Origin of the sequence: Cobetia sp. AM6 (genome assembly GCF_009617955.1) — a bacterium.
Taxonomy (GTDB): domain Bacteria; phylum Pseudomonadota; class Gammaproteobacteria; order Pseudomonadales; family Halomonadaceae; genus Cobetia; species Cobetia amphilecti.
In genome coordinates this window covers 3,093,514-3,118,090 of record NZ_AP021868.1, presented here as the reverse complement: position 1 = coordinate 3,118,090, position 24,577 = coordinate 3,093,514, and the positions used below count along the sequence as shown (strand labels likewise).

Below are 24,577 nucleotides of genomic sequence, written 5' to 3'. Positions count from 1 at the left end.
ATTTAATAAATCCTAAAGTAAAGAGATCCCTAAAGCCAAGTGCCGAGGGGATCTTAATAAGGGGAGGAATATGAAGGTGATTAGACAGACATACATACTAAGCAGCAATGATAAGTTCATGCTATCCACCACTAAATTTGTAAAAATTAAGTCCAATAGTACCGGAGTTAGTGTGGCTATACTGCGGGAAAGAGTATGTTTTTGCAGGCCAATTCTTACTCCCTCTCAACTTCTATAGTCGATCGTATCTAAGTTGACACCGAGGATTTATCGATATTGAGACGCTACATGGGATTTCTAGCTGATCTAGATGACTATACTCACAATAATTTTAGCTATGACGCTGTTGTTGCTTGCATTATATCATTTGCCTGCAATTTTGAGAGGGTTGATTATCTAGCCGGCAAAGAGTAGAGGTAAATACCGTATATTGTGCTGTCGGTTAATAGGTGTACGATATATAGTGCTAAAGCTCATATTCCAAAAAAGAAAGGACCCCGCCGTGACGGGGCTTTCATAGTGAGAATTCAGGCTCAAGATCTTTTTTTACATACTCTCTTTTTCTGATTGCTTCTCCTACATCAAAATATTTTCCTCTTCCTTTTTGGAATCTATCCCCGATATCGTCCTTGACCTGCTCTACCGTCTCTAGGTCCACCTGTGGTAAATCGATACCGATCCTCCCTGACCTATAGTTGCCATAGCTGGATATTGAGCTGGTATTCTTGTGACCCATAACTGCCGCCGCAACGATCCTGCCTCCCTCTGTGCTGTATAGCTGTCTTTTTAGGTTTGATCCGAACGTGTAGCGCAGTGAGTAAAGGCAGAAATGTTTTTCGCTATCGAACCATATCTTCCTAGAGGCCCTATGCATTCTCATCTGAGCTGACTTGATCCTGTTGTCATCGATATCCCTTACAGTCTCTAGCGCCCTTTCTATGGCCTCTGAGTGAGTCACAGTGAGGGTACGATCAAGGCCGCGTGACTTAGACTTCACTTTCTCACCAAGGAGGGTTTTTTTACTGCCGTGGACCTTGATGGTTATCTCGTTATCTTTCGACTCAATCAGTTCTAGTCGCTTTGCTTCACTGGGACGAATGCCTATCTTTTGCCCTAGCGTCATCAGTGCCAGACTATCGGCGTCCCCTGCATCCATTCTGTTTTCATACATTTCGGAGAAGATTTCATCTGTCACCTTGATCAAACGCCTGCTTTTCTTAGTGTTGTGAGAGCGCTCACTGACACTGACAGGGTTAGAGATGCTGTGTAGGTCACTGGCTAGGTTACTGAGGCCAGCAGCTTTATATGAAACCACAAGAGCTCTACGCAGCTTTCTCCAGGAGTCAGAGGTCTTGCTGTGTGCAGTCGTCTTCAGAGTGAGAGCAATAAGCCCATAGTTATCTTCAAGCAGTGATTTAAGTTGCTTTTTTGATTTGATGCTTAGCAGACTGATATCAGTTATGTTTGACAGAAAAGATGTAGCGTCGCCAAGATAATTATAGTAAGTACTTTCTTTCAGGATATCTTTGGTATGGTCTTTACTAAATTTGTTGTAGGTTTTAAAATGCGCTTCGTTATATCTAGTAGCTGTTGTCATTGTATTAACCCCTTATAGTTATATTATAACATGTAATAACTGCAATTGCATGATAATAACTAAAGCGATCCACACTCCCGATGGGCAACATCAAAGTAGTTAAAAAAAATTAATGGATATTGGGCTTTCTGTGACCACTCTGGGCTTTCTGTGACCACGCTGGGCTTTCTGTGACCCACTAAAGCATCAATGTACCAACCCCCCATAAACACTGGCTTTCTTTGCACTCCCTGTCTGCGACCCATACCTACGCTCGCACTCCCTGTCTGCGAAACCATCTGTGCTCGCACTCACCGACTGCGAATATCATTGCCTTCGCTCTCCTGTAGTGCGAGATAAGCTAGCTTCGCACTCGTACCCAGCGGACTCTCAAGGCCTTCACTCCCTCACTCTGCGCAAAACCCGCGCGCAGAGCGGAGTTCAGGCCCATCGGTCACGCAGGTCGGGCATCGATTAGCCAGACTCGCTACGCTCGCTGACGAATCTCGTGGCTTGTCGAATCTTTTGCTGACTCGATCTTCGACTCGTTTCACTCGCTCGATCTTTGTCAACAAAACATTCTAAAGCCATAGACCCTCCCCATACTCCCACTATATGTTGTGTCATTCCCTCGCTTCGCTCACTCACTCCTACAACATGTGGGAGTATGGCAACCCTCATCCCAGCTCCCTCATTCATACCCAAGCTCGCTGTCGCTCCCTGGGCATTCATTCAGTCACGCTTGTCACTCAATACTCGCCATTGCTCGTTTTCGTTCAAAGCAGAACCCCTGCTATGCATGTAAGCTACTAATGCGCACAAGTGATTATTGGCAGTAAAGGCATTGCAATTAATTGAGTCGTTGTAAACATAAGAGGGGACTGTGCTCAATGAGTGAGTTTGTCTGCATGCTTTATATTTTATCTAGTGCTACCTATATATGTTATAATATATATAAAAGGTGATGCGTTGTAGACATGCTTACCACTGACCAAGTTGATGAACTGGCATACTATAAAAAGAAGTTGTCATTACTAAAAGATTGTCTGAGTCGCCTGGATGAACAACGCATTAAGTACGATGCAAACTTGGAAATGTGCTTTTTTTTATTGCGTGAAGCTAACCAAGGTGATGGAAACGCTATTACTGCTCTGGCATATGCAATAAAGGTTACCGCAAAGCAAGTCAGGCTAAGTATAATGAAGAAGCCACGACACGCTCAGATGATGATAGATATTGTTAACGACACTCAGAGGTCGAATGAATTAAAAGTGGGTAAGTTTAGAGCACTCAACCCATTCGCATCTAAAGTTTTTGAATAGCTATAAAGGCTTTCGGTCATAACCTTTGGCTAAAAAACTGAATGTTAAATTTATATTTTAAATTTTGTCGAATAGTTATATTTAGATATGTAAATAACCTAAGTTATCACTCTCTTTGACCTTTACCACCACAAATTGACGAGAGGCCAATATGCTCATCACAGATTAACTCAAGCAATCCATGAAGTACCTCGGCATCACAGGTGTCGACATGGCTCGCAAGCTCTCCACGTTCCGTAGCGATGACCGGAAGAGGGCCCCTGAGACTATCAGCCGCTGGATCAGCGGTAAGGCATCTATCGATGCCGGTGTAATGGCCTGGATCGACCAATCCGTGCGCATCAAGGCCTATATGAAGTGGATCCCAGCATTCGGACCAGGCGCTAAGCTCTGATCAGACCGACCAGGAGAGCTTGATCATGAGCAGGAAGCATCGACAGTACAGCAGTGAGTTCAAAGCCAAGGTAGCCCTTACCGCCCTCAAGGGGGAACAGGCCACGTCGGAGATCGCGGCCCGCTTCGAGATCCATCCAACCATGGTGAGTCAGTGGAAGCGCGACCTGCTGGACAACGCCACTGGCGTCTTCGAAGGCAAGAATTCCAGTAAAACCGCCCAGAAGACCCAGGAGGAGATCGATACACTCTATCGCGAGATCGGCAAGCTGACGATGGAACGGGATTTTTTGTCACGCAGGCTCGATCGTTGAGTCGGGCCCAGCGCCTGACAATGGTCGAGCCGCAAGCGCCCGGCATCAGCCTCCGACGTCAGTGCCAGCTACTCGGTATCAGTCGCTCCTCGATGTACTATCAGCGCAAGGCGCTACGGGCCTATGATCTGGAGCTAATGCGTCTGATCGACGCGGAACATCTGCGCACACCGGTCTATGGCTCACGACGGATGTCAGCCTACCTCAATCGCTTGGGACACGTAGTGAGCCGCAAGCGCGTTCAGCGACTGATGCGCGGGATGGGGCTACAGGCTATTTATCCGAAGCCATGCACCAGTCGGCTAGGCACGGGACATCGGATCTATCCTGACTTAAAACCTCTCAATGAAATTACATCTTGAAGTGTTAGACAGATTCGTCTAATTTTTGGATTTAGACAAATTCGTCTAAGAGAGTGACGTGAATGAACGAACACGATCTCAATGAAAAGCTGAAGAAGTTTCTAATCTCAAGACGTGAAGCGGCCGGGAATGGCGGTTACTCACAAAGTGAGGTAGCCGATCGCTCGGGTGTCTACGGCATGAAGAAGACCCTCGATCAGAGAGCAGTTTCACGAATTGAGCAACAACCACTCCACGCAGATGCCATCAAACTCGCTGGTTATCTTTCAGCAGTAGGCATCTCGCCCGAAGAATACTTCAGTCTACTATCGCGGCTGACTAATCAAGTACAGGGGAACACGGACATGAAACGCGACGAGCAGGTTCAAAGAATACTCAACGACACACTGTCATTGGTTTCTCAAGCCCAAGAAACGCTAGGACGCAAAAATCACGAATACCTGGAGAGCCTGAACCTTGAGCGCTACTTCGAAGGTGCCAGGCATGAACTCAATCTGCTCAACCGCAAGCCCATAATCGGTTTTTTTGGACCCTTCGACGCAGGAAAGTCGACGCTCATCAATACTTATCTCGGGCAATCAGTTTTACCTACCAGCTACCAGCCTGCCACCTTCGTTTTAAACATCCTCATGCACGAATCCGACAAACCGGCTTTCGTGAAGGGTTCAGTGGCACTGTTCCGCAAAGGGTTCATGCCCTACATGATCAATGACACGAAGGCAGTGAGTGATTACCTGATCGAGGAAGGTGACACCTCTCTGCTTGCTCGGCTGGGCGTCCATAATCATGAAGTAAGCGTCACCAACGACGCCCATACAGCTATCTTGTTCCTTGATGCAGAGATACTGAAACACGTATGGATGCTGGACACTCCGGGAGAGCTCTCGGACGACGATAGCGATGTAAGCGACACCAGTAAGGCGCTGAGTGGATCAGAATTTGCCGACGGCGTGGTCTATCTATCGAGCCACACAGGCTTTTTCAAGGACAGCGACCTCGCCTTTGGTACGAACATCATTCGCCAACATCCACCGCTCTCAGAAGAAGCACCACTTGATCACCTGCTCTTTGTCCAATCTCACTGCCACCCCGGTATCGATGCTGAAGATGTCAAACGAGTGGGGGTCATAACCTTCAAGCGAATTCAGTCACAGTTCGAATCGGTCGTCTTCGAACCATGGCAGCAGGACAACCAGATCGAGAAAATCCCTTCGCCAGATGAGCTGACAGCACGAGTACAGCCTTTCTGGCGCGAAAACGACTCGATGCGACTTGATGCGATCGAGCGTCTGAATGATATGGCTGGCTATCTGAATAGCCAACGTGACCAGATCATCGAGAAGGGCTGCGATAGAGCCGTTGATGGGCTTCGGGCCGCACTGCGAAGCGCCATGGAGAAACTGGAAGCCAAGAAACGCGACACGGTTGAGAGGGTTCGTAGTATCGAAGAACAGGATGCGCGATTTCGTCAGGAGTCTGAAAGCATCTTGAAGGAGTTCCAGCAGCTGATTGGCTCGATCTCTGAGCGTAAAGAAAAAGACCTCAATGAGATGAAGGAATACTACGATCTCAGATTTTCTCAAGAGGGTCTGACTCACCTAATCAAAGGTACCTATAAGGACAAGAAGCAAGCGAAAGCAGAGCTTTCAAGCTACATCGGACAGCTTCTGACGTCGCGCCTCGAAGGGCAGTTGAAAATTAGTGGCAAGCAAGCCTCTGATGAGACGGAGTCACTTCTCGCTCGTTGGCAACGCATGGTGCCGAATGATCGCTCCAACGGCGAGCGCACTGGTGACATCAGGGTTGATAGAGAGCATCAGGATATCGATTTCGAGATAAGTGATTTCAACGCGCGTGCAGCGTTCATTGGTGGGCTCTCAGGCCTAGGTAGCCTAGGTGCGATGTCGCTTTACGTCTCAGCCATAGCGAGCAATCTTGGTGCGTACATTCTCGTAGGTAAAGCTGCGGGTGTACTCGTATCCCTGGGGCTGGCCAGCAGTGTCACCAGCGTAACTTCTTTCGTATCGATGATCGGCGGGCCTATCACTATCGGCATTGGTCTGGCGATCGCCATAGGCTACCTCGTCTACACCTTAGCCGGCGTCTCCTGGGAAGAGGGGATGGCCAAAAAGGTCGCTGAGACCATGCGCAAGAAAAATGTCTGGAACGATATCGAGAAGCCGATCGACAAGTTTTGGAAGGACACCGAGACTGCTATCAGGGCGGGACTCAAGGAGCTTCGAGAAAAGACTAATACCCACATTGGGCAGCTCAAGCTGGATGCTCAAAAGGCATACAACGTCGAAGAGTTGAACCAGTGCATTCAAACGCTCAAGGAAGCTCGGGATCAGCTCTCCACTGATGATTGATTGTTACACCATACTCCGTAACGAATACGCCAAGGCGAGGAGCCATGGCGTGGCTGATATTCGAGGATAAACATATGTGGTGGCTAGCGTTTCCAGTCGGCTATATAGCCAAGAAGGCCTATGATGTGCTGACTGAATCCAAAACAACTCCTGTTGATTACCGTAAGGCACTTGCCGCTCAAAAAGGGATGCGAACCAAAGCCCGTAAAAAGGCGGTTACCGAGATGCTTCAGCAAAGACGAGAGCAAGCGTACGAAAAGATAAAAGCGTCCGCTCTTGAGCTTGGTGTTGGTGAAGTAGAAGTCGTTACACGATATTCAGGGCGCCAATCCCTGAGCTTCCCCGATCTCGATGGTAGCTTGCGGAGTCTGAAATCGACCCTCAAGGTATTGGAGCCGGACAGTCAGCAGAAACCGGTGCGCAAACCCATTCTTGGCCTCCAACCCTTAGAAGAGGCGGTCGAGGACATCGTCGAGATCGCCAACAGCAAGTATGGCTCGACCGCTGGGCTGAATACGGCCGACACGTATGAGGAAGCAAAGGATCCATTCCTGGAGCGTCTCAGAACCAAAGAGCATGCGCCTAACTAGCAAACGTCCAGCTCAGCTACGGTCCACGAACCACAAGTCAGTCGTTTGCAGTGACGAGTAAGGGCGAGCTGCGGGAGGCGACACGGCAGCTCGCCCAGTATAATTTGAACATGATCGTCGGCGGAATTGAGTCACCCTACTGACGATAGCTGCACTATCGCTGTCGTGATCCAGACTCTCGGAAAGGTGTCTACACAAAAATCAGCAAGGATTAAATGATCGCGCTGACTGAAGTGGACCTCAGAATTCGGACCCGGCGCTAAGCTCTGATCAGACCGACCAGGAGAGCTTGATCATGAGCAGGAAACGTCGACAGTACAGCAGTGAGTTCAAAGCCAAGGTAGCCCTTACCGCCCTCAAGGGGGAACAGACCACGTCGGAGATCGCGGCCCGCTTCGAGATCCATCCAACCATGGTGAGTCAGTGGAAGCGCGACCTGCTGGACAACGCCACTGGCGTCTTCGAAGGCAAGAATTCCAGTAAAACCGCCCAGAAGACCCAGGAGGAGATCGATACACTCTATCGCGAGATCGGCAAGCTGACGATGGAACGGGATTTTTTGTCACGCAGGCTCGATCGTTGAGTCGGGCCCAGCGCCTGACAATGGTCGAGCCGCAAGCGCCCGGCATCAGCCTCCGACGTCAGTGCCAGCTACTCGGTATCAGTCGCTCCTCGATGTACTATCAGCGCAAGGCGCTACGGGCCTATGATCTGGAGCTAATGCGTCTGATCGACGCGGAACATCTGCGCACACCGGTCTATGGCTCACGACGGATGTCAGCCTACCTCAATCGCCTGGGACACGCAGTGAGCCGCAAGCGCGTTCAGCGACTGATGCGCGGGATGGGGCTACAGGCTATTTATCCGAAGCCATGCACCAGTCGGCCAGGCACGGGACATCGGATCTATCCTGACTTGCTGCGAGGGCGAGTCATCGACCGTTTCAATCAGGTATGGGTGACTGATATCACCTATATTCCTTTGGCGTGCGGGTTCATGTACCTGGTGGCTATCATGGACTGGCACAGCCGCCGCGTGTTGGCCTGGCGGGTCTCCAACACCCTAGATACGGACTTCTGTATCGATGCTTTGGAGGAAGCCCTGGCGTGCTATGGAAAGCCCGAGATATTTAATACAGATCAAGGCTGTCAGTTTACCAGCCAGTCGTTCACCGAAGTTCTGGAAGCCCATGATGTCCGGATCAGCATGGACAGCAAGGGATGCTATCAGGACAACATATTCGTGGAACGACTCTGGCGCAGTGTGAAGTATGAGTGCGTTTACCTGGAGGCTTTCGAGAGCGGCGCCCACTTGCGAAGGGATCTGAAGCGTTACTTCGCTTGGTACAACACGGAGCGGCCCCACCAAGAGCTAGACGATGCTATACCTGATGAAGTGTACTTCTCTCAACCACTGACCCAGGCGGCCTGAAGCCGATGATGACCTGATCCGAGCTTAGACGACCCGTCAGGTGGTCCAATGGATGGGGTCCACTTCAGCTTACAAGCCTAGTCTCACGCCTCTAGCTTACAATCCTAGTCTCACATATCTGCCTTGTTGAAAATTGATTTTTTGTTCTTTCCTTCTTTTCTCACATGCACCTTGCGCTATCTTGACGCCACACTAATAAAGATTATTACCCACTTTGATGGAAAGGCAATATGCTCATCGCAGATCAACTCAAGCAATTCATGAAGTACCTCGGCATCACAGGTGTCGACATGGCTCGCAAGCTCTCCACGTTCCGTAGCGATGACCGGAAGAGGGCCCCTGAGACTATCAGCCGCTGGATCAGCGGTAAGGCATCTATCGATGCCGGTGTAATGGCCTGGATCGACCAATCCGTGCGCATCAAGGCCTATAAGGATGTCGAAGCGATGGTCACTTTCTTGGTGAAGAACCATCGCGTTTATGTCGTCCAGTAAAAAATAGCTTTTTGCTTCTTGTTCAAGGGGTCGCTGCGGCGGTCCTTTTTCAGCCACTCGCCCTAGCTTACAAGCCTGGTCTCACGCCCTAGCTTACAAGCCTGGTCTCACGCCCTAGCTTACAAGTCTGATCTCACGCCCTAGCTTACAAACCTGGTCTCACGCCCTAGCTTACAAGCCTGGTCTCACGCCCTAGCTTACAAACCTGGTCTCACGCCCTAGCTTACAAGCCTGGTCTCACGCCCTAGCTTACAAGCCTGGTCTCATGCCCTAGCTTACAAGCCTAGTCTCACATAGCTGCCTTGTTGAAAATCGATTTTTTATTCTTACCTTCTTTTCTTACGCGAACCTTGCGCTGACTTGACGCCATGCCAATAATGTCAGCTGAACACATTGACGAGAAGACAATATGCGCGTCGAAGATCAACTCAAGCAATCCATGAAGTACCTCGGCATCACAGGTGTCGATATGGCCCGCAAGCTCTCTACGTTCCGTAACGATGGCCGGAAGACGGCCCCTGAGACTATCAGCCGCTGGATCAGCGGCAAGGCACCTATCGATGCCGGTGTAATGGCCTGGATCGACCAATCCGTGCGCATCAAGGCCTATGAAGACGCCGAAGCGATGGTCACCTTCCCAGCCGATAAAAAATCGCTGGTGATTGGCATTGCCAACATAAAAAATAGCTTTTCTGTTTCCCTGCTCGCGCTACAGATCAGTGCCGTGGCCACGAAGAGCTATCAAACCCTGCTGACTCATGTGGTTTGTGAGGGAGACAAAAACCACGACTTGATCAGGGATCAGCTACGGTCCCTGTGGATTGCCTCTTTTGGGGTGCCGGAATCGGAGATCTATTCCTCGATGCGGTTTGAAGGTCACCTGCACATGCACGAGTTCTCCAGTGACGTTTGGAGCCGTCTGCAAAAAGGCGAGGATGTCCCAGAGCTGGAAGGTGTGGATGTGGATGTCATGATCACGCCTATCGATTGCCATGACCCAGAGAGCGTAGAGACGGCCAAGGCAATGCTTTCCGTTGATAGCATCAAGGACAAGGTGCTGATCGTGCATACCTGTGAGAGCTTTGGTCTAGGCTTCATTGGCGTGTGCCATGACAAGGGCCTCGATACCCAGGCTCCCTACTTCTATCCCCAAGCACTGCTCAATCCCTCTGCGCACGAGATAGACCTGCCTCAAGACACGCTTACGCATACGGTATGGAAAGAGTCCACTGGGAAGGTACAGGCCGAGCAGCTATTACAGCACGTCGTTAGGCAAGCTGGCGGGGATGTGCTGAGTATGCGCATGGCAATGGAGCGGATTAAAAATGAGCCTTTGAGTGAACTCCTCTCTAGGCTGGTCGCCAGCTGATGTGATGGTGGGAGGTGTGAGTCATGCGAGTCTATGTACCTCCCACACACTATCGAGCCTGCCAACAAACCGTGGTCTGAGAATCAGAACAAAAAATCATTTTTTGGCTATGCGCCTTGTTTAATATTGACGCTTCATCAATACTAACGGAAACACATTGACGAAACATCAATATGAACAACGCTACCATGCTCAAGCATGCCATGAAGTACCTGGATCTCTCTGGTGTCGAGCTGGCCCGCAGGCTCTCTATGTATCGGGAAGACGGCAGGAAAACTGCTCCCGAGACAGTCAGCCGATGGTTGAGTGGTAACGTCTCTATCGACCCTGCTGTGATGGCCTGGATTGATCAATCTGTTCGCATGAAGGCGTATCAACAAGCTAGCTCGCAAATCTGCATCCCCACAGAAGCTAACCTCCCCCTGGTCATCGGCGTGGCTAACCTAAAAAGTAGTTTCGCGACTTCTGTTGTTGCACTACAAATGGCAGTCCTCGCCAAACAGAACTACGGTGCGCAAGTCATCTACAAGCGGGACCAAGGCACCTCTTATGCAGACAGGCTCTCTAGCCTCGCAAGCAATGCATGGGTACCCATAGAAGATATCGCGGAGAATGGCTCGAAGCACGGGCCGCTTGTCATCAAAGATATCCCCACCGTAAGCAATAGGCTTGATCTTGGGTACTATGAAAATGATTTTTTTACCGAGATGCAGGTTGATGTCTTGCTGATCCCCGCTGACTTCAGCGACATGGAAAATGCGCGGATCGCCCAAAGGCTCATTTCTCAAGCGAGCAGAACTGGCAACGAGAAAAAGCTGCTTCTCGTACATACGCCAGAGTGCTTCACCCTCGACTTCGTTCCCGTATGCAGAGCGTATGATCTCGATACCCAGGCTTCCTACTTCTGTCGTCGCGTAGTTGAGTCCCCGAGGCCTTATGAAGAGCAGGTGAAGCTTCCGAGCAACCCATTTACTCCTTGGGAGAGCTCGCCGGACAAAAATCGTGCCGAGGTGCTGCTGTCTTATGCCGTTCGCCACGCTGGCGGGCATATCGAGAATCCTGAGCTAGTGCGTGAGCGTATGGAGTCACAGCCCCTGAGTGAGATCCTGAAGCTTCTATGGCGTGACTGTCAGTATTGAGGATCGAGGAGGCGTGTGCCGTATTGGTGTATGCGCCTCCCCATGCCTTCCGGCTCCCCTGGTGTTGTCTTACTCCCTTACCTTTCACTCTTTTTGTTTCTTGTTCAAGATGTTGCTGCGGCGGCCATTTTCATGCCTGTCTGCCAGCCACTCGCCTCTAGCTTACAAGCCTAGTCTCACGCCCCTAGCTTACGAGCCTAGTCTCACAAATCTGCCTTGCTGAAAATTGATTTTTTGTTCTTCCCTTCTTTTCTCGCATGCACCTTGCGCTATCTTGACGCCACACCAATAAAGACCATTGTCCACTTCGATGGTAAGGCAATATGCGCATCGCAGATCAACTCAAGCAATCCATGAAGTACCCCCGTAACGATGGCTGGAAGAGGGCCCCTGGGACTATCAGCCGCTGGATCAGCGGCGATGTAATGGCCTGGATCGACCAATCCGTGCGCATCAAGGCCTATAAGGATGTCGAAGCGATGGGCACCTTCTTGGTGAAGAATCATCGCGTTTATGTCGTCCAGTAAAAAATAGCTTTTTGCTTCTTGTTCAAGCGATCGCTGCGGCGGCCCTTTTTCATGCCTGCCTGCCAGCCACTCGCCTCTAGCTTACAAGCCTAGTCTCGCGCCCCTAGCTTACAAGCCTAGTCTCACATATCTGCCTTATTGAAAATTGATTTTTGTTCTTCCTTCTTTTCTCACAAGCACCTTTCGCTATCTTGACGCCACACTAATAAAGACCATTACCCACTTTGAAGGGAAGGCAGTATTCTCATAACATATCAACTCAAGCAATCCATTAAGTACCTCCGTAACGATGGCTGGAAGAGGGCCCCTGGGACTATCAGCCGCTGGATCAGCGGCGATGTAATGGCCTGGATTGACCAATCCGTGCGCATCAAGGCCTATAAGGGTGTGTCACCTTCTTGGTGAAAAACCATCGCGTTTATGTCGTCCAGTAAAAAATAGCTTTTTGCTTCTTGTTCAAGCGATCGCTGCGGCGGCCCTTTTTCATGCCTGGCTGCCAGCCACTCGCCTCTAGCTTACAATTCTAGTCTCACGCCCCTAGCTTACAAGCCTAGTCTCACGCCCCTAGCTTACAATCCTAGTCTCACATATCTGCCTGGTGGAAAATTGAATTTGGTTCTTCCTTCTTTTCTCACATGCACCTTTCGCTATCTTGACGCCACACTAATAAGGATGGAACTATCACGGCCCACTGCATATAATTCCACGGACTATGATTCCCATTTGGAGTGGCCTGGATGCAGTTGGAGATTCTCACTAATGACGAGCAGAGTGCTCGCATCTGCGCGGACTACTGGCGACAGACTGAGGAAGGCGAGTTTGCGCTCAAGATACGCGAGATTGCGACCACTCATGGGATGAAGCCCCATGTGGTCAGCAAGTTCGTCGAGCAGCACTCCTTCGTATGGCGGGAAGACATCTGCTGTGGACGTTGCAAACAGCCGTACCGCTTTGGCGCGCGCAGTCAATACCAGAAGCGTCGCTGGTTTCAGAATCGGGTATGCAAAGCTTGTATGGACACTGAGCGCCAAGCCATCGCCGACAAGAAGAGAGACTTGATCCTGAAAATGCGGCAGTCGGTGGAAAACAACACTCCAGACCCAGCGATGCTAGGCCTGACCAGCAAAATCTACCTGTTAGCTGCGATTCAGGCGTTAGGCGACGAGCAATTCACTACTATTGAACCATTAGATGATTATCCCGCTTGTACACTGTCGCCAGATTTTGTCTACGACCACAAAGTCCTTCGTCATTTGATTGACGCCAACCTACTGTTAATCTGCTTGGATACGCGTATTGAGGCGATCGATCTCCAGGAAGATGATCGGTGCAGTCTCGATCTTGGTGAGTGTGCGTTTAATCTTTCTTTAGATGCTGATCAGGTCACGGCGCTGATCAATGAGTTTTTCGATGCAGACACCATACAAAGCTTCCGGCAGGCGCCGGAATTTATAGCGTTATGCAAGGAAGTCCAACTGCAAGAATGCCTAGGTTTTTTGAAGGTTATTGTTGAGGATCATCAGCTGTACCTGTCGCCGGGGGAGAAAACGCGGCAGGTTCTAAGCCAGTGCTTAGAGAAGTTCAGTGTGGCCCAGGTCTACAACTTCATTTGGCGAGCCGCTAAGGATGCAGCCGCCTATTATATGAGAAGTTCTATCAGCAAAAGGCAGGCAGCTAATTCGGTCGTTGGAAATATTTCACGGAGTATGGAGCGGGCTTTGGCTTATGACTGGGATGTGAAGCCGTTTAACAGGAACTATAATCTTCCTCAGTCTTCCCTGAGCCGCATTGTCTTTAACATGGTGCTGGGAACTGATGATGGTGGGTTTAAAAATTCTTTGAGTGATTTTTGTTTTCATGATTAATATGCCCTTCTCGAGAGAAGGGCGTAATGTATTATGATAGTGCTTTTTTAACGGCTCTTCGACGTTTCATGTGGATTTAGCTTCATCCAGCATGCGCCCCACCGGGCTACCGATCAGATAGATCATCTCAATGAAATTGCTTTCGTTTCGGTAGCCATGAGCCCGAGATCTGGCAGCCTGAAAAAGGCCATTCATGCCTTCCAGTCGTGCATTCGTCAGGCCTGAGCACCAGCGCCTCACAACTTGGTCGGCATGTCGCTCCAACGTATTGAGTGCTTTTGCCATTGGCTTGAGAAGCGTGTGGCCGGCGACTGCCTCACGCATCACATTCAGGTAATTCGTTATGCGCCAACGAGCCCCGCGCGCTGTCGGTGCGCGACGAATCCATCTCAGCTTTTCCTTGATGATCCATGCATTCGCGGTAGCCCCTTGACCAGCAACCAGCAACCAGCAACCAGCAACCAGCAACCAGCAACCAGCAACCAGCTCGCGGAGAGCGATCAGCTGCTTTTCCGTCAGGTTGTGGTTATCCATGCTTTTCAGCACTGCCCAGCGTAGGGCCTTGGGATGGGCTTTTTCTCGACGTTCCCGCTTACGAACTTCATCCAGCGCCTTGTTGAACGTCTGCACGATATGGAACCAGTCAACCGTTACTCGAGCATCAGGAAGATGTTCCGCAGTGCCATTGAGGAAGGCCGGAGACATGTCACACACGACTTCGACCACATTGCCCGGGGCGCCGCCATGTGCCTCTAGAAAGGCGCTGAACGCCTTGATCGTCTCTTTGCCACGTCCATGGACAGCAAAGATCACTGGCTCTTGTTGGCGTTGCATATCGAGAAATACGGTGACGTAACGTTGCCCTCGACGTGATGCCGTTTCATCTACCCCGACACTGGCAACCTGAGAAAGATCCAGATCCCCCAGCATGCGGCCTACGTAATGATGCACGATGCGCCACAGACGCTTGTCAGTGACTTCCAATTGCCGAGAGACAGCGAGCACAGGCATCTCCCTGACCAACGCCATGGCAGCCTATTCAAACAACAGTGTGAAGCCGCTGTCAGGACGAGCCCAGGGCACCTCGACTCGCTTGACGCCGTGCTCTGGACACCGGGTGCGAGGAACGCGGGCATGGAGATAGCAATGATGCTGGAAGAAGTTCAAATGTCGCCAGGACTTGTCGGCAAAGTCATGCGCCGGGCATGCCTTGCCGCATTCCGGGCAGGCATAAAGGCTCCCCCGGTCGGCTTCCACGTAAAGCTCGAGACGATGCGGAGATGACGTGGTATCCAGATGCTGGTCCTTGAGTTTCCAAGGCGCTTGCAAGCCCAAACCAAGGGTCAGGATCTGAGTACCATCCATGTCAATTCTCCAGTCTGTTCGGGGCCCCATATCCTGGACCATTCCAGGGCACTAATTCCACACCTAGCGTCGAAGAGCCGCTAATAGCCTAATGTCGTTTGGGTCTTTGTTTAAATTATTCATACTTTGTATCTTGAAGTTATAATGGTGTAGTTATGTTCTATTGCTGATATAATGTACGGGTTCTGCTTATGAGCCTCTCTACTTTCATTAGTATGAGGTATAACGCCGCTATTGTTGATACAATCTCTTACCAAATATGACAATAGAGTATGTCTAAGATCATAATCTTCTGAAATCTTTCTATATAGCAGTTGGTATAATTTGCACTTGTTCACTATGCAATACCTTATTAATGATTATAATGAGCCATATAGCTTTAAATTACTGGCTTCGTATAAAGTGCATGTTATATGTTTTCCAGATCCCGATAATTTATAAACTGAGTTTAGCGTAATTATAAGGTTATTATCCTCGTCATATTTTACGATCGAGCTTGTGAAAATATAGTCTCCATGCTTAAACCTACCTTTGCGGTCTTCTACAACTGTACCGTATAAGAACTTTCCATGTATATCTGACTCGTTAACTTCTATAATCTGCCAGTCTTTGATGTGAGCATCGAAACTCATTTTCTCATTAGTCATGTTGTCACCTTGATTGTTAATACAAATAAATCATAACGTATTATAAGGCAAATGCAAGAGTGGAAGTCGATGCTAGTTAGCTGAATATTTTATCGAAAAATACAGGAGGTGTTTTTTGATTTATTTTAGGATATAATATGTATCGAAAATGAACATTTATCCGAAGAATACCTCGGAACTTACATGTTATTTAAAAAATTAAGTCGTAACAGCAAAAAAACTAAGTTTTTGACTTCTGGTTCTATAAGACTAATTGGTTAGAAATATTTAATTTATACAGTAGCACAAGTGGAATATGCATAGACTCTGAATGTATAAATTAGGGGCAAAATATGCATAATTAAAGATAGGATGTAATTGTTTGCGATGCCGCTTCAACTCCGACCCAGTACATGGTCGAAGGGTTCTTCAAAACCTCCTTTTTACCTCCACCAGCGGAGGCCCGTGTTGCACGAACGGCAGTTGAGTCGATCATCCAGGTCTCGAGATCCATCAGGCCATCTTCACTAAGACGAAGTTGATGCCGCGACAAGACCGCCTCTAAGGTACCGTCATCACGCCATTGTCGGAACCTGGCATAGAAATACTCTAAGGGCCATAACGTTCGGGGTGGCCGCGCCACTTGGCGCTAGAGCAGAGGGTTTAAAAGATGCCGTTCAGCATCTGCCTGTCTTCTTTCCTGGGCCTGCCTATCGATTGAGCCGGTGGCACAATGTCTTCGATCAACTGCCATTGGCTATCAGGGGGTTCGTAGTGTCCTGTTATATCGTATCTATGCTGGGTGTGCATAGGTCATATTAGCCAAAATGACTTTTCGTACAAACCTAGGACGTCGTCATACTCTCTTCGCATTAAATGGTAATTTTTATCATTTAATGGAGTTTATGCATCTTGGCCGCAGATTCTGAGTGCAACACCTGAGTTTCCCTGTAAGGTATTGCGCTCATGTCATACTCAGAACTCAGCATTACTGATCGTGCCACTATCCAGGTTTACCTCTCTCAAGGCTTGAGCCTCCGAGCCATTGCTCGATGCCTGAGTCGTTCTCCCTCCACTATCAGCCGCGAAATTCGTCGAAATAGTGAGCCGGGCAACGACTACCAAGCTGAACGCGCGCAAGCGTCCCGACTCAAGCATCGGCGCTTTTGCCGGCCCAAGCGTAAGCTTTCCATCGGTAGTGAGCGGTTCAAGCTTGTCGAGTACCTTCTTCGCCGCTACTTGTCTCCTGAGCAGATCGCCGGCAAGCTTCGACACATGAATCTACCCAAGCTTGAAGACGCCTACGTCTGTCGCGAGACGATTTACACCGCCATCTATGCGCTGCCGGTTGGGCAACTGCGCAAAGAGCTCATCCATTGCCTGCGGCATGGCAAAAGTACGCGTAAGCCTCGTCGTGGTGAGACGGACCGGCGAGGTCAGATCCCCGACATGGTCAGCATTCACCTTCGCCCGCCCGAGGTGGACAAGCGCGAGATGCCTGGGCATTGGGAAGGCGACCTGATCAAGGGAAAAGGCAATGCCTCAGCGGTTGGCACTCTTGTAGAGCTCAGTAGCGGATACTTGATACTGGCAAAGATGCATGATGCGACTGCGACCTCAGCCGTAGAGGGCTTCAGTGCCGCGCTGAACAGAATGCCATTGGCAGCACGAAAAACCCTGACGTATGACCAAGGACGGGAGATGGCCAAGCATGCCGCTATCACGCAAAATACTGGCGTCGCCATCTACTTCTGTGATCCTCACAGCCCTTGGCAAAGAGGCAGCAACGAGAATATCAATGGGCTGATTCGCCAGTATCTCTCCAAGGGAACGGATCTGTCACTGACCAGTCAGGAAGAGCTGGATGCCATTGCCTTCGAGCTGAATATGCGGCCTCGAAAACGCTTCGACTTCAAATGCCCTATCGAGGTGATGAATGAACTGATGGCAAAGCACAATGAAGCACCACCCTCAATTCAATAGGGTGTTGCACTCAGAGCCTGCATCCGCCCATACTTATATTAAAGAAAGAATATAGTAAATTCCAATGTGGAATTGATATCCATTATCACTTAACTAATTGTCGAATGGGTACGATGATGTGAATGGAGATATCAGAATATTAAAAAAAGTTGCTTCTACCAAGCTGGAACGCAACGTAGACGCTATCGACCTGAGCATTGGTGACCCTGGCGGGAGCAATACGCTAGAGATATCTGAGTACTCAGTAGCTTCCCGTGTCACGAGCATGAACCTAGGGAGCCTTACCAGCAATAAAGTCAGACTTATGTGGCTCGGGACGTTATGGGCTCTCCCTATCGCTCTACACACCCTGGGTGGAGCAATATGGAAGTATGAGACTGTGGTGCCTAAGGAAACACTTCACAAATCTTGCCGTTGGTGCCTGCTCGCTACCGGCGGGGTAGAATCTGGCTATAACGCTACCGCTCGATAGAGCCATCCGATGAAGCAGATCTCATTCTCCCAAGCAGAGCATCAGAACAAGAAGAAAGTGACTCGCCAAGAGCGGTTGCTAGGTTCTGTACGAAAAGGTCGGCTCTTAGGCAGCGGCGTATGCAAGCTACGCATACCATCGCATAAAAGCTACGGGCCAACTTCTCATATCGCGGCGCAATACGACGGAACTCTTTCAGCCAACTGAAAGAGCGCTCAACGACATTTCGCTGACGGTACATAGGTTTGTCGAACCCTCGTGGGAGGCCTGGACGAGAATTTCGCTTCATCTTTCGTTGAGCGATAATCGGCCTGATGCGAACGCGGTCGCAGTAACGGCGCAATTCTTCACTGTCATAGTCCTTGTCTGCCACGATGTAGCGGCACCGTTTCCGTGGCCGACCGAGACTCCCCGGTAGATGAACCTTCTCGAGGGTGGGCTTGAAGTACCGCGTATCCGACTCCAGCCCCGCTGACAGCGTGAAGGCGATGGGCCAGCCAAGGCGATCACGGATAAAATGGATTTTGGTCGTGATGCCGCGCGACTCCGGCCCGATGTATGATCTAAGGGTTCTTCAGGTCCCCCTTTATGCCTCCACCGGCGGAGGCGCGTGTTGCACGAACAGCGGTTGAGTCGATCATCCAGGTCTCGAGATCCATCAGTCCATCTTCGCGAAGCCGAAGTTGAAAACGCGACAAAACCGCCTCAAAGGTGTAGTCAGCACGCCATTGTCGGAACCTGGCATAGACAGTACTCCAAAGGCCATAACGTTCGGGGAGGTCGCGTCATTTAGCGCCAGAGCAGAGGACTCAAAAGAGGCAGTTCAACATCTATCTGTTGTCTTTCCTTGGCCTGCCCATCGATTGAGTTGGCGACACAATGTCTTAGATCAATCGCCATTGGCTATCAGAGGTTTCGTAGCGTCCTGCCATACTGCACCTATGCTGAATGTGCATGGGTCACATTAGCAAAATGACTTTTCGTACAAAACCTAGCAGTACATTCAGCATTGTGACCGAAAAGGCACCCTCTATACTGTTTGGCTCATCTTGTACTATGAGAGGGCGCGCGGATCAGGCGACCCTTCCAAGGCAAAGCTTCCTGAACTATATTCCGAGTGTCCATAGGGCGTGTAGTGGTCAAGTGTTTTTGGCCACCGAGCTTTGAGCATTCCAGTAGTTCTTTTCTGCCAAGTTCGGCGGTATCCCATCGTTATGCTTGTGCGGCCTGAGGCTGCTGTAGTAACCGATCATATAATCAGTGACAGATCGCTTCGCCGCAGCGACATCGGGATAGCCGATCTCTGGTATCCATTCCGTTTTCAGGCTTCTGAAGAAGCGCTCTGTTGGGGCATTGTCCCAGCAATTGCCACGGCGACTGAGACTCAGCGTCATTCGGTAGCGCCAAAGCATCTGCCGGAATGCCCGGCTGGTGTACTGGCAACCCTGATCCGAATGAAACAGGATATTCCGTGGCTCTCCACGCGATTCGTAGGCCAGGGTCAGCGCTTTCTTTACCAGCTCCGTGTTCGGCGATAGGGACAATGCCCACCCCACGGGTTTACGAGCATACAAGTCGATGACCACTGCCAGATAAGCCCAGCGTGCCCCTGTCCAAATATAGGTAATGTCGCCGGTCCATACCTGATTGGGCTTCTTTACATCGAACTCCCGATCAAGAACATTCGGTATATCCAGGTGTGGCTGATCAGCCTTCTTGTAGGCGTGCCTCGGCGGCTGCGAACTCATCAGCCCCAGCTGCTTCATCCGCCTGCTGGCCCGATAACGACTCAACTGTATTCCTGCCTGCGTGACCATTTTTGCAATGCTGCGAGCGCCGGCAGAGCCGTTACTGACGGTATGCGCCTCGACAACCTGATCCAGCAGCTTCTGCTCAGTCTCACAAGGTCTTCTATCCCGACTACGCCAAGCCCGATAGCTACTGCGATGCACCCCAAACACCTGACACAAGTGCTGCACCGCGTAGCTCTCTTCAAGTCGCTCGATTATCGAGAATTGCTCAGGGAGTCCGACATCAAGAGAGCGGTAGCCTTTTTTAATATTGCCTTCTCTTCTTCCACTCGCCGCAGCTTGCGCTTCAGTTCCTGGATCTCACGCTGTTCCGGCGTCAGAGCCTCACCTTTCAGCGGCGCCTTGCCTGCCCGCTCAGCGCGAAGCCTGCGAACCCAATACTCCATGGTGGATTTGCCAACCCCCATGGCCTCACACGCCGCCTTCAGCGTGTAGCCCTGGTCGACCACGAGCTGGGCCGCTTCCAAGCGAAATTCCGGGCTAAACGTTCTCTTCTTCGTCATCATCTGCACCTGATTGTCTCTGTGAGCCATCATACACTCAAAGTCAGGTGGCCAGATTCACTGTGCCACTACAGCGAGCATATACCTACTGTCCTAGAACTAAATTTTCGCGCTAGAGTATGAAAAATAAAATTTTGGTGGTTTAGGAATAATCGTTGGTCTAGAATCTCATTAATGGAAAAATTATATTGTTACAGAAACCTAGAGGGAGTACCAGATGGTGCTCCCAGGCGGTAGCGTGTTCGGACATTAAATTGAGCTATGCAACTTGCATCTCGATTTTCTAAAAAAAAGCCGAAGATCAATCAAGCAACTTATAAACTTTTATCGCTAAATCTTACCGCTTAAAAAAATATGCCGGATAAGATCATCTCATATTAAAAGCAAATCTTCCAGAACCAACATTACTGGTTGGTAGTTCTTTACTAAGAGGATAAGGATAATCCTATGATAGAAAGAATAATTTCAATAGTACGTCATATTTCTAAATGGCTTGAGCAACTTGATGAATGGCTAGAGAGTAGAATAAAACCAGATACTGTAGATACTAAATACGTAGATCTTGCGCCAACTGATAAAGCAGATCAAGATGGAGTTTATTCTAATGCGCTGCTATATGCAACGAAAAATTCAAGAGTGCTAAATATTGCATTAACAGGCCCATATGGATCTGGAAAGAGCAGTATTATTAAATCATTTTTAAGAAAATATAGACGACCTGCACTTCATATTTCTCTAGCTGCATTCATACCAGAACTGGAATCAGAAGTTAAAGTGAAACGGCAAGATATTGAGAGGAGTATTCTTCAACAGATGCTGTACGGCGCAGATGCAAAGAAACTTCCTTTATCAAGATTCAAAAGAATTCAATCGCCTGGATTTTCGGCAAAATTTAAAACTCTATATATTTTATCTGGGATTGCGGGTGGAGTGTACTTATTCAACCAAAGCCAAGTTATTATGGATGGATCTTTTTTTAAACCATTTTCTATAGATAATATTTACAATCTAGCAATCTTCCCTTACACGATTATATTTGTCTGGATAGTACTTCATCAATTTTATATAGCTAGCTTTGGCCTTTCTCTTAAAAGCATCTCCCTTAAAGACGTAGAAATTAAGCCCGCCAACGATGATCAAGCATCTATATTGAATCTTCATCTAGACGAAATTATTTATTTCTTTCAAAAAACTAGGTATGATCTTGTCGTAATAGAGGATATAGATAGATTCGAAGACTCTGACATATTTGTAACGTTAAGAGAAATTAATAGTCTCGTAAACAATAACGCAGGAGTTAAGCGTACAATTAGATTTTTATATGCCTTACGAGACGATATATTCATCAATACTGATCGAACTAAGTTTTTCGAGTTTATAATACCAGTTATACCGATAATTAATACTAACAACTCAATTGACATGGTATTACAGCAGGGTAATAGACTCGGGGTCAGCGAGCAGCTTGACCCTGAGTTTCTAAGAGAAGTATCACGCTATCTAAATGATTTGAGGCTGATTCAGAATATATTTAACGAATATGAGATATACTCAGCTAACTTACAAACCGACGGAGAGAAAATACTCGACGACAACAAACTGCTTGCAGTATTAATATATAAGAATGTCTATCCGAGAGATTTCGAGGAACTACATCGTGGGAAAGGGGCGCTCGCTAGTATACTAGCTTTTCAAGATCAACTTGTTCAGCAAGTTAAAGCTGAATGTAGAGATGAAATATCAATATATGAAAAGCAAATAGAAGAAAGTGAAAGCCAGGTCCCTAGCGATTTACAAGAGTTAAGACAAATATACGCTATGGCTATTATAGAAAAGATCCCGGATAACGCTACTCATATTCTCTTAACTAATGGCACACCAATACCTCTTAAAAAACTTTCTACAAATGATAACTTTGAGAAAATAATTGAAACCACAAATCTTAATTGTAGAATAAATAGCAATAATGCTCGCATAACTATAGATATCAAAGATGTACAGAAGGGAGTTGATGCTAAGAAAAGCTATCAGGATCGGAAAAAAGAAATAGAAATGAAGTCGGAAGACAAGAGAGCTAGAGACTCAACCCGAGTACGAGAGCTCAAATCAAGAATATCAACGCTTCGAACATCAAAACTGCATGAATTATTGCAGCTATACACTGACGATCTATCCGAAATTTTTAGATGCTTTGGAAAAAATGGAGAGTTAGCACGATTTCTAATTCTAGAAGGTCATCTTGATGATACATATTATCAATACACATCTCTTTTCCATTCGGGCCGTTTATCTCCAAATGATAATAAATTCTTAATTCAAATACGTGCTTTCTCTACACCGGCACCGGATTTTGCTATCGATAATCCCAAAGAAGTTATAGCAGCAATGCGGGAAAATGATTTTACTCAGAAATATGTTTTAAATATTAAAATCGTAGATACGCTTTTGAGCGATGAACATTACTATAGAAGTCAAATAGCGAGCCTATTTAAATTAATTTCTTCAAGATTTACAGATTGTGAGGAATTCCTTGAAGAATATTATATTAATGGCCAAGGTATGGTCAGCCTTATCTCGGGTATAGTTAATGAGTCGAAGGGAGTAATTACGACTGCTGTTGCTAGCCAGAACAGCATATCCCATATTGCTAACTTTATAGCTAACTTACCCTTAAAGCTACTTGAAGAATTAGCTGAAGACTACTTAGTTTTATCAGAATTTGTTTCTGAGAACTTAGTTGAAATTCTCGAGCAGCAACCTGAACTAGATCCAAATCGACTGTCATGTCTTAACTTTGAGGTTAAAGATTTAACTGAAATTAGCAATAACCATGACATAGTAAAATCCATGTTCAACAAAGGTCTATTTAGACTTACAATTTCTAACTTGGAATATATCTATGTGAATATACTAGGCAAACCAGATATTAAAGATTTTTATGAGAGAAACTATACGTCTATACTTTCCACAGGAAATGATGTATTGATAAGTCGGGTTGAAAAAAACTTTAACAATTACTTGTGCGACATACTTAATGAGTTGGAAGGAAATGCTTACGAGCATACTTCAAGTATAATCTCAATAATAAACAAAGATAATTTAAATCAGGATGCACTTTATACATTCTTGGGGCGTCAAACAGTTAAGCTATCAAGCTTAAAAGAAATTCCTGAAGAGTTTTACACAATCCTCTTCAAGCTTAGCTTAATAGAAGCAAAGTGGGACAACTGTTTTTCTTATCTAACCTACAGTAACTTTGATAAAGATACTTTGACCTCATATCTTGAAAATAATGACAATCGACAAAGTATCATTAACAATAAGATACCCGCTGACCTAGATTCATATGTTTTGAGAGAATTTATCTTTGAAGCAACTAGTTTATCAAACGAGGCTTATAGCGAATATATTCACATCCTTCCTAGAAAATTTTCTCAAGTGCCCAAAGAATGCAGTCAGGATAAAATCAAAATTCTGATAAGAGAAAAAAAGTTGGAGCTAAATCAAAGTGTATTTGATTCACTTGAAACAATAGAGATACAGGCATTATTAATCCAACAGTACATAAAAGAATATCTTGATAATACAGACAGTATTAATATAGACGATAAGGTTTTAGAGACACTTTTAGTTGCCGAGATTGATGTTTCTTTTAAATTGAAGCTGATCGAAGATATCGATTTAGACAATTTTTTAGATTCATCTGAACGAACTAAAGTTATTGAGGAAATTATTAGCGATGCAGATATGTCTATTTTAAATTTCGATGGCGATATCTTGATAAAAATATTAAATGAGTCCGAATCAACAAAATCTCAAATACAAATTTTAAACAAGTGTCATGCTATGATTCATACCGATGAAATTATCGATTTCTTAAGGAGCCTGCCAACTCCGTATTCAGATTTAATGACTAATCTAAGAACACATAGGCTTCCTATGTCAGTTGAGAATTTAGAGTTGGTTAAATGGTTGAAATTACGAAATATCATTTCTTCGTGGAAGGAGGAGAACAATCCAGCTGATACTATTAAAATTAATCTACGTAGAAAAAGGTCTTAAATTA

16 protein-coding genes and 3 pseudogenes are annotated in these 24,577 nt (G+C 47.5%); 13 read left to right on the top strand and 6 right to left on the bottom strand.

The genetic code is table 11. The annotated features are described in order from the left end of the window. Positions 1–514 precede the first annotated feature (514 nt). Positions 515–1,597 carry a hypothetical protein gene (locus tag CLAM6_RS18010; RefSeq protein WP_242007675.1) on the bottom strand — a complete coding sequence of 361 codons (1,083 nt, stop codon included), beginning with the start codon at positions 1,595–1,597 and terminating at the stop codon, positions 515–517. 956 nt (positions 1,598–2,553) lie between these two features. Between CLAM6_RS18010 and CLAM6_RS13105 the strand changes: the two genes are divergently transcribed. The 11 genes from CLAM6_RS13105 to CLAM6_RS13055 all read left to right on the top strand — a co-directional run bounded on the left by CLAM6_RS13105 (position 2,554) and on the right by CLAM6_RS13055 (position 13,751). Then, on the top strand, positions 2,554–2,898 hold the full coding sequence (locus tag CLAM6_RS13105; RefSeq protein WP_153636339.1) for a hypothetical protein: 345 nt from the start codon (positions 2,554–2,556) through the stop codon (positions 2,896–2,898). Between the two features lie 419 nt (positions 2,899–3,317). Next, complete coding sequence (locus tag CLAM6_RS13100; RefSeq protein WP_153636338.1) at positions 3,318–3,605, top strand: transposase; 288 nt, start codon at positions 3,318–3,320, stop codon at positions 3,603–3,605. 20 nt (positions 3,606–3,625) lie between these two features. Beyond that, complete coding sequence (locus CLAM6_RS18230) at positions 3,626–3,967, top strand: IS3 family transposase (RefSeq protein ID WP_153636337.1); 342 nt, start codon at positions 3,626–3,628, stop codon at positions 3,965–3,967. 62 nt (positions 3,968–4,029) lie between these two features. Next, on the top strand, positions 4,030–6,336 hold the full coding sequence (locus CLAM6_RS13090) for a dynamin family protein (protein ID WP_153636336.1): 2,307 nt from the start codon (positions 4,030–4,032) through the stop codon (positions 6,334–6,336). Between the two features lie 44 nt (positions 6,337–6,380). Next, a complete protein-coding gene (locus CLAM6_RS13085) occupies positions 6,381–6,926 on the top strand; it encodes a hypothetical protein (RefSeq protein WP_153636335.1) in 546 nt (181 codons plus the stop codon). Between the two features lie 295 nt (positions 6,927–7,221). Beyond that, a protein-coding gene (locus CLAM6_RS13080) for an IS3 family transposase (RefSeq protein WP_441303498.1) occupies positions 7,222–8,357 on the top strand; the annotation gives its coding sequence in 2 pieces (ribosomal slippage) (positions 7,222–7,480 and positions 7,480–8,357; 1,137 coding nt in all). A gap of 230 nt (positions 8,358–8,587) precedes the next feature. Beyond that, positions 8,588–8,851 carry a hypothetical protein gene (locus CLAM6_RS13075; RefSeq protein ID WP_153636333.1) on the top strand — a complete coding sequence of 88 codons (264 nt, stop codon included), beginning with the start codon at positions 8,588–8,590 and terminating at the stop codon, positions 8,849–8,851. Positions 8,852–9,260: 409 nt separating this feature from the next. Next, positions 9,261–10,220: a hypothetical protein gene (locus CLAM6_RS13070; protein WP_153636332.1), complete on the top strand. Its 960-nt coding sequence runs from the start codon at positions 9,261–9,263 to the stop codon at positions 10,218–10,220. 173 nt (positions 10,221–10,393) lie between these two features. Continuing rightward, a complete protein-coding gene (locus CLAM6_RS13065) occupies positions 10,394–11,359 on the top strand; it encodes a hypothetical protein (RefSeq protein WP_153636331.1) in 966 nt (321 codons plus the stop codon). A gap of 323 nt (positions 11,360–11,682) precedes the next feature. Then, positions 11,683–11,886 carry a hypothetical protein gene (locus CLAM6_RS13060; RefSeq protein WP_153636330.1) on the top strand — a complete coding sequence of 68 codons (204 nt, stop codon included), beginning with the start codon at positions 11,683–11,685 and terminating at the stop codon, positions 11,884–11,886. A 737-nt stretch (positions 11,887–12,623) separates the two neighbouring features. Beyond that, positions 12,624–13,751 carry a hypothetical protein gene (locus tag CLAM6_RS13055; RefSeq protein ID WP_153636329.1) on the top strand — a complete coding sequence of 376 codons (1,128 nt, stop codon included), beginning with the start codon at positions 12,624–12,626 and terminating at the stop codon, positions 13,749–13,751. Between the two features lie 66 nt (positions 13,752–13,817). Here the strand turns inward: CLAM6_RS13055 and CLAM6_RS13050 are convergent. The 3 genes and pseudogenes from CLAM6_RS13050 to CLAM6_RS18005 form a co-directional block, all read right to left on the bottom strand. Then, positions 13,818–15,116 (bottom strand): annotated as a pseudogene (locus tag CLAM6_RS13050) (ISL3 family transposase). A gap of 359 nt (positions 15,117–15,475) precedes the next feature. Then, positions 15,476–15,748, bottom strand: a complete 273-nt coding sequence (locus CLAM6_RS18225) for a DUF6957 family protein (protein ID WP_441303528.1) — start codon at positions 15,746–15,748, stop codon at positions 15,476–15,478. Between the two features lie 392 nt (positions 15,749–16,140). Next, a pseudogene (locus tag CLAM6_RS18005) lies at positions 16,141–16,552 on the bottom strand (transposase); the annotation flags it as partial. Between the two features lie 156 nt (positions 16,553–16,708). On the opposite strand from CLAM6_RS18005, the gene CLAM6_RS13040 reads away from it, so the two are divergent. Then, a complete protein-coding gene (locus CLAM6_RS13040; RefSeq protein ID WP_153636327.1) occupies positions 16,709–17,725 on the top strand; it encodes an IS30 family transposase in 1,017 nt (338 codons plus the stop codon). Positions 17,726–18,275: 550 nt separating this feature from the next. Here the strand turns inward: CLAM6_RS13040 and CLAM6_RS13035 are convergent. Together CLAM6_RS13035 and CLAM6_RS13030 are read right to left on the bottom strand one after the other, a co-directional pair. Continuing rightward, a pseudogene (locus tag CLAM6_RS13035) lies at positions 18,276–19,078 on the bottom strand (IS5 family transposase). Between the two features lie 258 nt (positions 19,079–19,336). Beyond that, positions 19,337–20,511 (bottom strand): IS3 family transposase gene (locus tag CLAM6_RS13030; protein WP_242007827.1). Its coding sequence is split into 2 segments (ribosomal slippage): positions 19,337–20,256 and positions 20,256–20,511, totalling 1,176 coding nucleotides; the frame shifts between segments, so codons are not numbered across the junction. A gap of 447 nt (positions 20,512–20,958) precedes the next feature. Between CLAM6_RS13030 and CLAM6_RS13025 the strand changes: the two genes are divergently transcribed. Then, a complete protein-coding gene (locus tag CLAM6_RS13025; protein ID WP_153636326.1) occupies positions 20,959–24,573 on the top strand; it encodes a YobI family P-loop NTPase in 3,615 nt (1,204 codons plus the stop codon). Positions 24,574–24,577: the final 4 nt, after the last annotated feature.

Bases quoted from the DNA above. Each gene is read 5' to 3' on its own strand.
- CLAM6_RS13075 (WP_153636333.1), top strand. From the start codon at position 8,588: ATGCTCATCGCAGATCAACTCAAGCAATTCATGAAGTACCTCGGCATC.
- CLAM6_RS18225 (WP_441303528.1), bottom strand. From the start codon at position 15,748: ATGAGTTTCGATGCTCACATCAAAGACTGGCAGATTATAGAAGTTAAC.
- CLAM6_RS13090 (WP_153636336.1), top strand. From the start codon at position 4,030: ATGAACGAACACGATCTCAATGAAAAGCTGAAGAAGTTTCTAATCTCA.
- CLAM6_RS13085 (WP_153636335.1), top strand. From the start codon at position 6,381: ATGGCGTGGCTGATATTCGAGGATAAACATATGTGGTGGCTAGCGTTT.
- CLAM6_RS13070 (WP_153636332.1), top strand. From the start codon at position 9,261: ATGCGCGTCGAAGATCAACTCAAGCAATCCATGAAGTACCTCGGCATC.
- CLAM6_RS18010 (WP_242007675.1), bottom strand. From the start codon at position 1,597: ATGACAACAGCTACTAGATATAACGAAGCGCATTTTAAAACCTACAAC.
- CLAM6_RS18230 (WP_153636337.1), top strand. From the start codon at position 3,626: ATGGTCGAGCCGCAAGCGCCCGGCATCAGCCTCCGACGTCAGTGCCAG.
- CLAM6_RS13025 (WP_153636326.1), top strand. From the start codon at position 20,959: ATGATAGAAAGAATAATTTCAATAGTACGTCATATTTCTAAATGGCTT.
- CLAM6_RS13100 (WP_153636338.1), top strand. From the start codon at position 3,318: ATGAGCAGGAAGCATCGACAGTACAGCAGTGAGTTCAAAGCCAAGGTA.
- CLAM6_RS13040 (WP_153636327.1), top strand. From the start codon at position 16,709: ATGTCATACTCAGAACTCAGCATTACTGATCGTGCCACTATCCAGGTT.
- CLAM6_RS13065 (WP_153636331.1), top strand. From the start codon at position 10,394: ATGAACAACGCTACCATGCTCAAGCATGCCATGAAGTACCTGGATCTC.
- CLAM6_RS13060 (WP_153636330.1), top strand. From the start codon at position 11,683: ATGCGCATCGCAGATCAACTCAAGCAATCCATGAAGTACCCCCGTAAC.
- CLAM6_RS13105 (WP_153636339.1), top strand. From the start codon at position 2,554: ATGCTTACCACTGACCAAGTTGATGAACTGGCATACTATAAAAAGAAG.
- CLAM6_RS13055 (WP_153636329.1), top strand. From the start codon at position 12,624: ATGCAGTTGGAGATTCTCACTAATGACGAGCAGAGTGCTCGCATCTGC.